Source organism: Lelliottia nimipressuralis (assembly GCF_041464075.1).
GTDB classification, from domain to species: Bacteria; Pseudomonadota; Gammaproteobacteria; order Enterobacterales; family Enterobacteriaceae; genus Enterobacter; species Enterobacter nimipressuralis.
In genome coordinates this window covers 3,941,011-3,954,698 of record NZ_CP167172.1, presented here as the reverse complement: position 1 = coordinate 3,954,698, position 13,688 = coordinate 3,941,011, and the positions used below count along the sequence as shown (strand labels likewise).

General features: G+C 55.5%; 13 protein-coding genes and 1 riboswitch. Of the genes, 7 read left to right on the top strand and 6 right to left on the bottom strand.

The features are described 5' to 3' along the window. Positions 1–31 precede the first annotated feature (31 nt). Entirely contained in the window at positions 32–325 is a 294-nt protein-coding gene (gene ubiK, locus ACB496_RS18870) for a ubiquinone biosynthesis accessory factor UbiK (protein WP_100778888.1), read from the bottom strand. 237 nt (positions 326–562) lie between these two features. After that, a riboswitch (FMN riboswitch) is annotated at positions 563–713 on the top strand. A 105-nt stretch (positions 714–818) separates the two neighbouring features. Between ubiK and ribB the strand changes: the two genes are divergently transcribed. After that, a complete protein-coding gene (gene ribB, locus ACB496_RS18865) occupies positions 819–1,472 on the top strand; it encodes a 3,4-dihydroxy-2-butanone-4-phosphate synthase (protein WP_095283406.1) in 654 nt (217 codons plus the stop codon). Between the two features lie 32 nt (positions 1,473–1,504). Here ribB and zupT read toward each other — a convergent pair whose 3' ends face one another. Further along, entirely contained in the window at positions 1,505–2,278 is a 774-nt protein-coding gene (gene zupT, locus ACB496_RS18860; RefSeq protein WP_100778889.1) for a zinc transporter ZupT, read from the bottom strand. A gap of 196 nt (positions 2,279–2,474) precedes the next feature. Here zupT and ygiD point away from each other — a divergent pair, with 196 nt between their 5' ends. Continuing rightward, on the top strand, positions 2,475–3,263 hold the full coding sequence (gene ygiD / locus ACB496_RS18855; RefSeq protein WP_102104790.1) for a 4,5-DOPA dioxygenase extradiol: 789 nt from the start codon (positions 2,475–2,477) through the stop codon (positions 3,261–3,263). A 90-nt stretch (positions 3,264–3,353) separates the two neighbouring features. Here the strand turns inward: ygiD and ACB496_RS18850 are convergent, their stop codons facing one another. The 3 genes from ACB496_RS18850 to tolC all read right to left on the bottom strand — a co-directional run bounded on the left by ACB496_RS18850 (position 3,354) and on the right by tolC (position 6,820). Beyond that, positions 3,354–4,514: a glutathionylspermidine synthase family protein gene (locus tag ACB496_RS18850; RefSeq protein WP_371973258.1), complete on the bottom strand. Its 1,161-nt coding sequence runs from the start codon at positions 4,512–4,514 to the stop codon at positions 3,354–3,356. A gap of 2 nt (positions 4,515–4,516) precedes the next feature. Beyond that, complete coding sequence (locus ACB496_RS18845) at positions 4,517–5,182, bottom strand: DUF1190 family protein (protein WP_100778892.1); 666 nt, start codon at positions 5,180–5,182, stop codon at positions 4,517–4,519. Between the two features lie 159 nt (positions 5,183–5,341). Next, the gene (tolC, locus tag ACB496_RS18840) at positions 5,342–6,820 is read right to left on the bottom strand and encodes an outer membrane channel protein TolC (RefSeq protein ID WP_102104788.1); all 1,479 of its coding nucleotides are present in this window, start codon (positions 6,818–6,820) and stop codon (positions 5,342–5,344) included. Between the two features lie 202 nt (positions 6,821–7,022). Here tolC and nudF point away from each other — a divergent pair, with 202 nt between their 5' ends. Genes nudF through parE form a run of 5 tightly spaced genes read left to right on the top strand, consistent with a single transcriptional unit; the run spans position 7,023 to position 11,430 of the window. Then, positions 7,023–7,655: an ADP-ribose diphosphatase gene (gene nudF, locus ACB496_RS18835; RefSeq protein ID WP_100778894.1), complete on the top strand. Its 633-nt coding sequence runs from the start codon at positions 7,023–7,025 to the stop codon at positions 7,653–7,655. Further along, positions 7,652–8,074, top strand: a complete 423-nt coding sequence (locus ACB496_RS18830) for a DUF1249 family protein (RefSeq protein WP_102104786.1) — start codon at positions 7,652–7,654, stop codon at positions 8,072–8,074. Before nudF ends, ACB496_RS18830 begins: the two co-directional genes overlap by 4 nt. 27 nt (positions 8,075–8,101) lie before the next feature. Next, positions 8,102–8,929, top strand: coding sequence for a 3',5'-cyclic-AMP phosphodiesterase (cpdA, locus tag ACB496_RS18825; protein WP_100778895.1), 828 nt, complete (start codon positions 8,102–8,104; stop codon positions 8,927–8,929). Then, positions 8,929–9,510: an esterase YqiA gene (gene yqiA / locus ACB496_RS18820; RefSeq protein ID WP_371973257.1), complete on the top strand. Its 582-nt coding sequence runs from the start codon at positions 8,929–8,931 to the stop codon at positions 9,508–9,510. The genes cpdA and yqiA overlap by 1 nt, the downstream gene beginning before the upstream one ends. A 27-nt stretch (positions 9,511–9,537) precedes the next feature. Beyond that, positions 9,538–11,430: a DNA topoisomerase IV subunit B gene (parE, locus tag ACB496_RS18815; protein ID WP_231275979.1), complete on the top strand. Its 1,893-nt coding sequence runs from the start codon at positions 9,538–9,540 to the stop codon at positions 11,428–11,430. Between the two features lie 83 nt (positions 11,431–11,513). Here the strand turns inward: parE and ACB496_RS18810 are convergent, their stop codons facing one another. Further along, positions 11,514–13,655: a TonB-dependent siderophore receptor gene (locus ACB496_RS18810; protein ID WP_371973256.1), complete on the bottom strand. Its 2,142-nt coding sequence runs from the start codon at positions 13,653–13,655 to the stop codon at positions 11,514–11,516. Positions 13,656–13,688: the final 33 nt, after the last annotated feature.

Here is a 13,688-nt window from a genome sequence, read left to right as displayed (position 1 = left end):
CCGGGTAAGGCGCAGGCGCCACCCGGCTTTTTTATGCTTCGTCGACGGGCGGAATCGCCGGTGCCGGTTTCACTTCTGCGGGCTGGCTGCGGTTTTCCAGCTCGGTCAGGCGTTGCTCCAGCAGCGCCAGCTTTTCACGGGTGCGCAGCAGCACTTGCGTCTGCACGTCGAACTCTTCACGGCTCACCAGATCAAGACGCGTCAGCTGCGACTGCAGCACCTGGCGGATTTTCTTCTCGACGTCATCGCCAAACTCACGAATACCTTTCGGCATAGATTCATGAACCTGACGGGCAATTTGTTCAATTTTTTTCGGGTCAATCATGGTCGTTTCCCTTGATCAGAAGGTGTTAGCGAACATTGTAGCGCGTTACCCGCGATCTTTTGCACAAAATCATTTGCGATGCGGTAAGCGTGAAATCCACCCAAAGTCACGTTAACGATGTGAACGGGGTTGGAGGGGGCCGCCAACGCCCAGGCAATTTGGATGATGAAATGCAAATCCAGAATTGTTTGATGCTTATGCATTGCCCAGCATAATCAATAGCGTTATAGTTATCTCGCTTATTCTCAGGGCGGGGCGAAATTCCCCACCGGCGGTAAATCAGCCTTGCGCTGAAAGCCCGCGAGCGCTTTGGGTGAAAACTCAAAGGTCAGCAGATCCGGTGTAATTCCGGAGCCGACGGTTAGAGTCCGGATGGGAGAGAGTAACGATCAAGCCGGGCAAGGCCCGCTCACGTTATTTTTTTACCGCTTACGCGGTGCTCCTAAGACTGCCCTGATTCTGGTAACCATAATTTTAATGAGGTTTTTTTACCATGAATCAGACGCTACTTTCCGCTTTTGGCACCTCTACTGACCGTGTAGAGCTTGCTCTTACCGCACTCCGTGAACATCGCGGTGTGATGGTTCTCGATGATGAAGACCGTGAAAACGAAGGCGATATGATTTTCGCCGCTGAAACCATGACCGTTGAACAGATGGCGCTGACCATTCGTCACGGCAGTGGCATCGTGTGTCTTTGTCTGACCGACGAACGTCGTAAACAGCTCGATCTGCCGATGATGGTCGAAAACAACACCAGCGCATTCGGTACCGGTTTTACCGTGACCATCGAAGCCGCGCACGGTGTGACCACCGGCGTTTCTGCTGCTGACCGCCTGACGACCGTGCGTGCCGCCACCGCGGATAATGCTAAGCCATCAGACCTGAACCGTCCTGGCCACGTTTTCCCACTGCGCGCGCAGCCGGGCGGCGTGTTGACGCGTGGTGGCCACACTGAAGCGACCATCGATCTGGTGACGCTGGCAGGCTTTAAATCTGCGGGTGTGCTGTGTGAACTGACCAACGATGACGGCACCATGGCGCGTGCGCCAGAGTGCATCGAGTTTGCGAAGAAACACAATATGGCTGTGGTGACCATCGAAGATCTGGTGGCCTACCGCCAGGCACATGAACGTAAAGCCAGCTAAATAAAAAACGCCGGGTTATCCCGGCGTTTTTTTTATCCAATTCCTGCTGTTTGTAGTAGTACCAGACTTAATCCCATCACCGACATTCCACATAGCACGCCGTAGCTGGGGTTGTTGTTAGGGTCGATCTCTTTCGCCAGCGGCATCAGTTCGTCTACGGACAACGCGACCATAATCCCCGCCACCGCAGCCATAATTGCGGCCATTACCACCGGGGAGATCATGCTGCCCAGAATCAGCCACGCCAGCACGCCGCCTAATATCTCCGCCAGACCCGAAATCCCGGCCCAAAAGACCGCCGTGCGTTTTGAGCCTGTCGCAGCATAAACCGGGCCAGCGACGGCCAGTCCTTCAGGAATATTGTGCAACGCAACCGCCAGCGCAATCCCAAAGCCCAGCTCGAGGTTATTGCTCGCCGTCACGTAGGTGGCGACGCCTTCAGGGAAGTTGTGCAGACTGATGCCGAGAGTGAGCAAAATGGCCGTGCGTTTGATGTTGCCGTGCGACGGTTTGACGCTTTTCTGCATCAGATCCTGCGGATGCGCATGGGGTAACATCCGGTCGAGACCGAAATACCCCAGCAGGCCCACGACGAACATGCCGTAGCCGAGAACCGGCGACATCCCTTCGGTGCCGAGTGCCGCAGGCAGCATCTCCATCAGGGAGATCAGCAGCATAATCCCGGCGGCAAAGCCGAGAGAAAACGCCAGCACGCGGTTCGAAGGCTTCTGTCCGAGCACGCCAAGAATGGCACCGATGAAGGTGGCGGCACCCGCAAGTATCGTCAGAATCAAGGGTACTGACATTCAATGCTCCTTATGATAATGATTCTCATTAATGTTAATGACTAATCTGCTGCAAAGCGAGAGGGCATTCCCGGCTTTACATATTTCTTACATTCAAATTTTCTGAAGATCTTCATCACGCTTATCTGAGTTCTTGTTATGCAGATAGCGGGTAATGTAGTGACATTAAATAAACACCCTATGTAAGGATATCACCATGACTTCTTCTCGTATGCCAGCACTGTTTTTGGGCCACGGTAGTCCGATGAACGTTCTGGAAGATAACGTCTATACGCGTGCCTGGCGTCACCTGGGCGAGACGTTGCCGCGTCCGAAGGCCATCGTGGTGATCTCTGCACACTGGTTTACGCGCGGCACCGGCGTCACGGCCATGGAAGCACCGAAAACCATTCATGATTTTGGCGGCTTCCCGCAGGCGCTGTATGACACCCATTACCCTGCACCGGGTTCGCCAGCGTTGGCACAACAACTGGTGGAGCTGCTGGCGCCTGTTCCGGTGACGCTGGATAAAGAGGCCTGGGGCTTCGACCATGGCTCCTGGGGCGTGCTGATCAAAATGTATCCGGATGCCGATATCCCCATGGTGCAGCTGAGCATCGACAGCACCAAACCGGCGGCGTGGCATCTTGAGATCGGTCGCAAGCTGGCAAAACTGCGCGATGAAGGCATCATGCTGGTGGCGAGCGGTAACGTGGTGCACAACCTGCGCACGGCCCGCTGGCACGGTGAAAACACGCCATACCCATGGGCGACGTCGTTCAATGATTTTGTAAAAGCCAATCTCACCTGGCAAGGACCTGCGGAAGAACATCCGCTGGTGAACTATCTGGATCACGAGGGCGGTTCGCTCTCTAATCCAACGGCGGAGCACTTCTTGCCGCTGCTGTACGTGCTGGGCGCGTGGGACGGCAGTGAACCGGTGACCGTGCCGGTGGAGGGCATCGAGATGGGCAGTTTGAGTATGCTGTCGGTGCAAATTGGCTAACGAAAAGCCCGGTAGCGCTGCGCTTACCGGGCTTCAGGTTCATGCGATTTTGCAGGCCGGGTAAGGCGAAGCCACTACCCGGCAAATCCATCACTCCACAAAAATATGCGGATAGAAGCGCGACAGATCCTGGGTGATCAACGCGCGATCTTCGCGAATCCCAATCCCCGCAGGCTGATCGTTGATAAGCCAGCTGCCAATCAGCACATAGCTTTCGCCAAATTTCGGCAGCGGATAGAACTCCTGCACGATCATTCCTTCTTCGCCGTACGGGCCTTCGGCCGCTTCGAGGGTTTTACCGTTTTCAATAATGGAAACGTTCGCCCCTTCGCGGGAGAAGATCGGCTTAATGACGTATTTATCCATCGGCGGATAATCATCTTCGGCGAAATACGCCGGCAGCAGGTTAGGGTGGTTCGGGAACATCTCCCACAGCATCGGCAGCAGCGCTTTGTTAGAGATAATGCTCTTCCAGGCCGGTTCCAGCCAGCGCACGCCCGCGTCTTCCAGCTTGGTAGAGAACACTTCGCGCAGCATGTATTCCCACGGATAGAGCTTGAACAGATTGCTAATCACTTGGTCCTGCGTATCCGTAAACTGGCCGCGCTCGCCTAAACCGATATCTTCGATATACAGGAACTCAGTCGCCACTTCCGCTTCGGCTGCGCAGTCCTGCAGATATTGCACGGTCCCGCGATCTTCAACGGTATCGCGACAGCAGGCCAGATGCAGATAATTAAATCCGTGCTGCTCGCGCAGTTCAGCGAAGCGCTCGATCAATTTTTCCTGCAAGGAGTTGAACTGATCGCTGCCTTCCGGCAGGTTGCCCGCCGCCGCCTGATCTTCAAGCCAGATCCACTGGAAGAACGCCGCTTCGTACAGCGAGGTCGGTGTATCGGCGTTATTTTCCAGCAGCTTAGGATCGCCTACGCCGTCCCACGCCAGATCGAGGCGTGAATAGAGTGAAGGCTGGTGGGTCTGCCAGGCGTGACGTACAAAACCCCAGGTATGCTTTGGAATGCGGAATTTGGTCATCAGCTCATCGCTGGCAACCACCTTTTCCACCACCTTAAGGCACATCTGGTGCAGCTCGGCTGTCACCTCTTCCAGTTTTTCGACCTGGGCGAGGGTGAGCTTGTAATAGGCATCTTCACACCAGTACGGTTCGCCGTACATGGTGTGGAAGTTGAAACCATATTCGGTGGCTTTTTCGCGCCAGTCCGGGCGCTCGACAATACTGACTCGTTCCATTATCAGCCGCCCATTGAGCGAGTGGTGGAACCTGTCGCGCTACGCTGCATGGTCGCTTGTTTCGCCACGGAGTCGCCAAAGCCACCGCGCGTCACGGTGCTGGTGGTCGCAGGTTTTGGCGCCATCGCGGTTTTCGGAACCGTCATCGAACGGCCAGGCGTCGCCGCGCCGTAGTTTTTGCCGCTCGCATCGGTGTATTTACCGTAGGCCGGGCTGGATGGATTTTTGGAGCTGAACAGCGGCTGCTGCTGGAAGCCCATTCCACCGCCCATCATGCGGCCCATCATGTAGCCTGCCATCAGCGGCATCCAGAAGCTGCCGCTGGACTGGGCCTGCGCCTGGTTTTCAGGTGCCATGCCAGCCTGAGCCGGTGCCTGCTGGCACTGACCTTCACCGAACTCGGCGATACAGTCTTCACGGGTGGCGTATTTCGGCGCAGTACGTTCTGCTTCTTTCAGAGCATTATTATAGGCAGTGGTACATTCCGCGCTTTTACCGGTGGCTGACGAGCAGTCATCGGCATTCTGATACATCGAGACTGTTTCATCGGATTGCTCACAGCCTGCCAGCATAAATACGGCGGTGAACGCCAGGGCGACAGGGGTGAGATGGCGTGCGTTCCAGTTTTTGCGGAACGAAGCGTGATTGATCGTTTTTGTCCGTTTCATTTTGTCTTCCAGGACCCAGTGGTAGAACGAAGTAAATAAGGCTCAGGATAGAGGATGAGTGGTCGAAAATGAAGCGCAGAGGGGGATTCGGGGGGATCTTTACGTTGGCTTACGTTCAAATGTGACCCTCTCCCGAAAGGGAGAGGGATTATTCAACAATTAGTTACGGAACGGGTTGTTTCCGGTGCTATTTGTTGTGGTGGTGCGTGCCGCGGCTGGCTCAGCGGCAGGGGCGGTGCTGTTGGCATTGTAGCCATCAGCGCTGGCGTCCTGCTGTGGGTTTTCCGGGGCAACGCTTTCAGGCGTTGTTGAAACCGGTTTACCCAGCGTGCTGTTCAGCATTTGCAGATCCTGCTCGTTCAGCGTACCCAGCGCGGATTTAATATTCAGCTGGTTAATCAGGTAATTATAACGTGCGCTGGAGAGCTGTTGCTTCGCGTTATACAGCGTGGTGGTCGCATCCAGCACATCAACGATGGTACGTGTACCGACGGAGTAACCTGCTTCCATCGCATCCAGGGAGCTTTGCGCAGACACAACGGCCTGTTTGTAAGCGTTGATGCTGCTGATGGAGGCGTTCACGTTGTTAAAGGAAGAGCGAACGGTCTGAACCACATTGCGGTGCGCGCTTTCAAGCTGCTCGCTCGCGCCAACAAAGTTGTACTGTGCCTGTTTCACCTGAGAGTTCACCATGCCGCCCTGGTACAGAGGCAAAGAGAAGTTCAGGCCGATTTTATTCTGTCCCTGGTTGCTGTCATCGAATTGGGTGGTGTTGGTTTTTGAGCCACTGTAGGTAGTATCAGAAACACCCGTCGATGCGGTCAGCCCCACGGTTGGCAGATGACCATCCTGCGCCTGGCGGATTTGCTCGCGCGCCAGATCCTGGCTCAGACGAGCCTGCAGCAGCGCCAGGTTACGGTTTTCAGCTTCTTTCAGCAGGGCGTTAACCGCCTGCGGTTTGTCAGTCTTGAAGTTATCAACGTTCAGAGACGCCAGCTCTGGGTAGTAATTGCCGGTCACCTGACGCAGAGATTCGAGTGCGTTGTCGAGGTTGTTACGGGCAGTTACTTCGTTCGCCAGCACGCTGTCGTACTGCGAACGGGCGTTCTGCACGTCAGTGATGGCGACCAGGCCCACGTTGAAACGCTGGGTGGTTTGGTCCAACTGACGGTAAATCGCCTGTTTCTGCGCTTCGGTGTAGGAGAGCGAGTCGATCGCGCTCAGTACGTTGAAGTAAGCGGTAGCGGTGTTCAGGATCAGCGTTTGCTGATCGGTCTGATAGGTTACGTCCTGAATACCGGCGCTCTTTTCCTGCAAGGAGAGGGCACGCCATTTGGACATATCAAACAAGGTCTGCGTTAATTGCAGTGAGGCGCTGGTGACATTGGAGTTCACACCGTTGCTGTCACGGAATCCATTGCTGTAGGTATAATCTGCACCTAAACCCAATTGCGGCAGCAGCGGGCTACGTGCTTCATTAATCTTTTCGAACGCAGCATCACGGTCGGCGGCTGACTTACGCAGCTCAGGGTTACCCAGACGTGCTTGCTGATAAACCTGTAACAGGTTTTCTGCCTGGCTCATCGCGCTGAAGCCCGTCAGGCTCAGGCCGATAAGGATGGGGAGCAATTTCTTCATTTGCATTCCTTGTTGTGAAGCAGTATTAGCGCTGATCTAATTAAAAATAATTGCCGATTCTAACAGAATCATCCACGCCAAAAGGTTGGCGTTACGTGCCATCTGGCGGTAATTTGCACCAATCTATCATATAGCCTGTCAAACGGCAGCCAAACAGCCTTGAAATTCATGATTTCAACACAATTGTGACCAGGATATCGCCATGCAAAAACCAGATAAGTTGCCAGTGACGCTCTCTAAAAACGATGTAGAAATTATTGCACGGGAAACGCTTTATAGCGGTTTTTTTTCACTGGAACTTTACCGTTTTAGGCATCGCCTGTTTAACGGTGAAATGAGTGGCGAAGTTCGACGTGAAATTTTTGAGCGCGGGCATGCCGCAGTCTTGCTACCCTTTGACCCAGTGCGTGACGAAGTGGTATTGATTGAACAGATTCGAATTGCCGCGCTGGATACCAGCGAAAGCCCATGGCTGCTGGAGATCGTCGCGGGAATGATCGAAGAGGGCGAAACGCCGGAAGAGGTCGCCCGCCGCGAGGCGCAGGAAGAAGCGGGGCTGATTGTCGGCCGGACCAAACCGGTGCTGAGCTACCTGGCAAGCCCAGGTGGAACCACCGAGCGCTCTTCCATTCTGGTGGGTGAAGTGGACGCCACGACCGCACAAGGTATTCACGGTCTGGCAGATGAAAACGAAGATATTCGTGTTCATGTGGTGAGTCGGGAGCAGGCTTATCAATGGGTCAATGAGGGGAAAATCGACAACGCAGCGTCTGTCATCGCTTTGCAATGGCTACAGCTGCATTATCAAGACTTACGAAAAGAGTGGAAAAAATGAAGCGTTATACACCTGACTTCCCAGAAATGATGCGTCTGTGCGAGACCAACTTCGCACAATTACGTCGCCTGTTGCCGCGCACTGATGCGGCCGGCGAAACGGTGAGCTATCAGGTGAGCAATGCGCAATATCGATTAACGATTGTGGAATCCACTCGCTACACTACGCTGGTCGAGATTAAACAAACGGCGCCGTCCGTCAGCTACTGGAGCCTGCCGTCGATGACCGTCAGGCTTTATCACGACGCGATGGTGGCTGAAGTGTGTTCGAGTCAGCAGATCTTTCGCTTCAAAGCGCGATATGATTATCCTAATAAAAAGTTGCATCAACGCGACGAAAAGCATCAAATTAACCAGTTTTTAGCTGACTGGCTAAGATATTGTTTAGCACATGGAGCAATGGCGATTCCGGTTTGTTAGCGTCATAAACCTACCTAAGGACACCATTTGGAAAGCCTGTTGAACCTGACTGTTGCTGGTGGGGCGCCAGTCAGGATATTACAAATTACTGATACTCACCTGTTCGCCGAAAAGCATGAAACGCTGCTGGGTGTGAATACCTGGGAGAGTTATCAGGCTGTACTTGATGCCATTCACCTCGAAAATCGCGACTGTGATTTGATCGTTGCGACGGGGGATTTGGCACAGGATCAAAGCGCCGCGGCCTATCAGCATTTTGCTACAGGGATCGCGAGCTTCAGCGTGCCTTGCGTCTGGTTACCGGGTAATCATGACTTTCAGCCCGCCATGTACAGCGCGCTTCAGGACGCGGGTATTTCACCGGCCAAGCGTGTGTTCGTGGGCGATCACTGGCAAATTCTGCTGCTGGATACCCAGGTCTTCGGCGTGCCGCACGGCGAGCTGAGCGATTTCCAGCTGGAGTGGCTCGAAAGCAAACTCATTGACGCACCCGAACGCCATACCCTGCTGTTGCTGCATCACCATCCGCTCCCGGCGGGATGCAGCTGGCTCGATCAGCACAGCCTGCGCAACTCTGCCGCGCTCGACCGCGTGCTGTCGAAATATCCCCATGTGAACAATCTGCTGTGCGGACACATTCATCAGGAACAGGATCTCGACTGGAATGGCCGCCGTCTGCTGGCGACGCCGTCGACCTGCGTGCAGTTTAAACCGCACTGCGCCAACTTCACCTTAGATACCATCGCGCCGGGATGGCGCTGGCTGGAACTCCATGCGGATGGCCGGCTGACCACGGAAGTGTGTCGTCTGGAAGGGGCACAGTTCCGTCCTGACACTGCTTCAGAAGGATACTGATGTCTACGCTCCTTTATCTGCACGGGTTTAACAGCTCGCCGCGTTCCGCGAAGGCGACCCAGTTTCGCCAGTGGCTCAGCGAACATCATCCGGATATCGAGATGATTGTCCCGCAGCTGCCGCCGTATCCGGCGGATGCGGCAGAGATGCTGGAGTCCATCGTGATGGAACACGGCGGGGAATCCTTCGGCGTTGTCGGCTCGTCGCTCGGTGGTTATTACGCCACCTGGTTGTCCCAATGCTTTATGCTGCCAGCGGTCGTCGTCAACCCGGCGGTACGCCCGTTTGAGCTGTTGACGGACTTTCTCGGCCAGAACGAGAACCCCTACACCGGGCAGCAATATGTGCTAGAGTCTCGCCATATTTACGACCTCAAAGTGATGCAAATAGACCCGCTTGACGCGCCAGATCTCCTCTGGCTGCTGCAACAGACGGGTGATGAAGTGCTGGATTACCGCCAGGCGGTGGCGTATTACGCCTCTTGCCGCCAGACTGTAGAAGAAGGCGGAAACCATGCTTTCACGGACTTTGAGAATCATTTCACCCAGATTGTCGATTTTCTTGGGCTGCACAGCCTCTGACAACCAATGCGAATTGCTAGCTAAATCATGACGCAAACCTATAACGCTGATGCCATTGAGGTACTCACCGGGCTTGAGCCGGTTCGCCGCCGCCCTGGGATGTACACCGATACCACTCGCCCAAACCACCTGGGCCAGGAAGTGATTGATAACAGTGTGGACGAAGCGCTGGCAGGCCATGCCAAACGCATCGATGTGATCCTGCATGCCGACCAGTCCCTCGAAGTGATCGACGATGGGCGCGGTATGCCGGTCGATATTCACCCGGAAGAGGGTGTCCCTGCTGTTGAACTGATCCTTTGCCGTCTGCACGCGGGCGGTAAGTTCTCCAATAAAAACTACCAGTTCTCCGGCGGCCTGCACGGCGTGGGGATCTCCGTGGTCAACGCCCTCTCTAAGCGCGTGGAAGTGACCGTGCGCCGCGACGGCCAGGTCTACAACATCGCCTTTGAAAACGGCGACAAAGTTCAGGACCTGCAGGTCATCGGCACCTGCGGCAAACGCAATACCGGGACCAGCGTCCATTTCTGGCCCGACGAAAGCTTCTTCGACAGCCCACGTTTCTCCGTTTCGCGCTTAACGCACATTCTGAAAGCGAAAGCGGTGCTGTGCCCTGGCGTTGAAATTACCTTCAAAGACGAAGTGAACGGCAGCGAGCAGCGCTGGTGCTATCAGGATGGTCTTAACGACTATCTGGGCGAAGCGATTAACGGCCTGCCAACCCTGCCAGAAAAACCGTTCCTCGGTAACTTCTCCGGTGATACGGAAGCGGTCGACTGGGCGCTCTTGTGGCTGCCAGAAGGTGGCGAACTGCTGACAGAAAGCTACGTCAACCTGATCCCGACGATGCAGGGCGGTACGCACGTCAACGGTCTGCGTCAGGGTCTGCTGGATGCGATGCGTGAGTTCTGCGAATACCGCAATATCCTGCCGCGCGGCGTGAAGCTGTCGGCGGAAGATATCTGGGATCGCTGCGCGTATGTCCTGTCGGTCAAAATGCAGGACCCACAGTTTGCCGGTCAGACCAAAGAGCGTCTCTCTTCGCGCCAATGCGCGGCCTTTGTCTCCGGCGTGGTCAAAGACGCCTTCAGCCTGTGGCTGAACCAGAACATTCAGACGGCAGAACTGCTGGCTGAAATGGCGATTTCCAGCGCCCAGCGCCGTATGCGCGCGGCGAAGAAAGTGGTGCGTAAAAAGCTGACCAGCGGTCCGGCGCTGCCGGGTAAACTGGCCGACTGCACGGCGCAGGATTTGAATCGCACCGAACTGTTCCTCGTCGAAGGTGACTCGGCGGGCGGCTCAGCCAAACAGGCGCGCGACCGTGAATATCAGGCGATCATGCCGCTGAAGGGTAAGATCCTCAACACCTGGGAAGTCTCCTCCGATGAGGTACTGGCGTCTCAGGAGGTGCATGACATCTCGGTTGCGATCGGTATCGATCCGGACAGCGACGATTTAAGCCAGCTGCGTTACGGCAAGATCTGTATCCTCGCGGATGCGGACTCCGATGGTCTGCACATCGCCACGCTGCTGTGCGCCCTGTTTGTGAAACACTTCCGCGCGCTGGTGAAGAACGGTCACGTTCACGTTGCGCTGCCGCCGCTGTACCGTATCGACCTCGGCAAAGAGGTCTATTACGCCCTGACGGAAGAAGAGAAAGCGGGTGTGCTGGAGCAGCTGAAGCGCAAGAAAGGCAAACCTAACGTGCAGCGCTTTAAAGGGCTGGGTGAAATGAACCCGATGCAGCTGCGTGAAACCACGCTGGACCCCAATACTCGCCGTCTGGTGCAGCTGATTATCAGCGACGAAGACGAGCAGCAGACCAACGCAATGATGGATATGCTGTTAGCCAAGAAGCGTTCCGAAGACCGACGTAACTGGTTGCAGGAAAAAGGCGATATGGCGGATATTGAGGCCTGATGTCCTCATGCTGACTCACTCCCGAAAGGGAGTGGGAATAAATTCTAAGCCCGGTAAGCGTAGCGCTACCGGGCTTTTTAACATCAAAAATCCATCTTCACCGTAAACTGCACTTCACGCGGATCGCCAATCTGGTTCCCCAGGTTATTGGTGCCAATCGACGACGTGTAATAGGTCTTATCAAACAGGTTTTTCACGTTCAGCTGGAGCGTCACCGGATACTGCAGCTTCAGTTTGTACGCTGCAAAAGCGTCGGCCACCACGTAGCCCGGCAGATAATAATCCGCGCCGTTGGTGGCGGAGCGACGACTCACGCCATGCCCGCCGCCGCCGAGCGTCAGGGTATTCCCGCCGATCACATTGTTAATGTCGTAAGTCAGGAACAGAGAACCTGTGTGACGCGGTACGTTTGGCAGCGGTTTACCGGCGTAATCCGGATCTTCCAGCACCTTCGCGTCCGTGTAGCCATAGCTGGCGATCACATTGGTGTTCTCGGTTAACCGGCCTGCCAGATCCACTTCCACGCCCTGCGAACGCACGCGTCCGGCGGTTTTCGCCACCGTCTCATCACCGACACTCTCAGTGTAAAGCACGTTGCGTTTATGGATATCAAACAGCGCGATATTAGCGGTAATTCCGTCGAACAGGTCAAACTTCGCACCCACTTCGTAGGCATTGGATGTTTCCGGCGGCAGATTGCCAATGTAACTGGCGATGGACGACTGCGGCATAAACGTCTGCGAGTAGTTGGCGAACAGCGACACCGACGGCGTGAGCTTGTAAACCAGCCCCGCTTTCGGCGTCCACTGGTCGTCGCGGCTGTCGGTATTGACATTAAACGGACGGCCTTTCCCCGCATACTGCGTGTAGGACTGATAGTGCAGGCCGGTGACGGCGATCCATTTATCCGTCAGATAGAGGGCATCCTGCACGTAGGCGGAATAGCTCTCCTGCTTAATGGTCTGATCGCTGTCCGATGCTGACACGGTCGTGCATTTGCTCAGATTGCCGTAGGACGGGTTGTAGATATTGAAATCTTTAACGTTCTTACAGCGGATCATATCCGTGCGCAGCAGATCGTAATTCTCATAAGAGACGCCGGTCAGGATCTCATTATAAAACCCGGCAATATCCACATTCCCCTGCAGATCCGCACGCGTGGAGTGCATGCGCTGAGTCGAGCCTTGCGTGGCGTCCACGCGGCGGGTCAGATTGCCGGTGGCGGAATCGTAGGCCATCACGCGCGCTTGGTTATCCGTGTATTTATCCTGGCTAAAGCTGTAGTCGAATTTGGCGGTCCACTGGCTGTTGAGACGGTACTCCGCGTTCAGCTGGGCCAGATCGGATTCCCCGTCGGTAATGTTGAACGGTTCGTCAAAGCGCGTCTTGCGATCCACATCGACTGGCTGTTTGGTCGTTAAATCGAAGATCGTTCCGCGATCGAATGGCGTCTGATAATCGCGATGAGAATAGAGCACCGTAACGGTGGCGTCATCGCCAAACCAGGTCAGAGACGGCGCGATAAAGGTGCTGCGCTCTTTGCCGAAATTACGCCAGTAATCCTCTCTCTGATACTCACCCGTCAGGCGATACGCCAGACGTGTGCCTTCAATCGGGCCGGTCACATCGAGCTGTCCGGTGCCGCCGCCAAAGCTGGTGGAGGTCGCCGAGATCGAACCGCCGAACTCTCTTTCCGGGCGCTTCGTCACCACGTTAATCAGCCCGCCTGGATCGAGGATTCCGTACAGCGTCGACGCGGGGCCTTTCAGCACTTCGACGCGCTCCGTCGAGGCATTAAAGCTGCGCGGCAGCACGGTGCGCAGGCCGTTGGTCATGATCGACCCGTCACGGTTTGCGCCAAAACCACGGCGCACAAACGCATCCTGCGTCCCGCCGAGGGTGTTGGTTTGCACCACGTTGCTGACGTTATACAGCGCTTCGTCGAGCGTAGTGGCGTGCTGATCTTCCAGCACCTGATCGCTCACGGTATTGACCACCTGCGGGATGTCCAGCATCGGCATAGTCGTGAGCGTGGCGGTGGAGGTGTTCAGCGGCTGATAGCCGTTAGTGGCATCGGTTTTCGCGGAAGGATCGGCGGTGACGGTCAGCGTTTCGCCGTCTTTCGCGGTGGTGCTGTCAGCCGCCTGCGCCAGTGGCGCGAGGAACAGCAGTGAAAAGAGCGCGCGCCCTTTAATCCCAGAGAATGAAGGTGTGTACATAGCCATTGGATCTGTTTTCCCGAAATACCCGCGCATGGT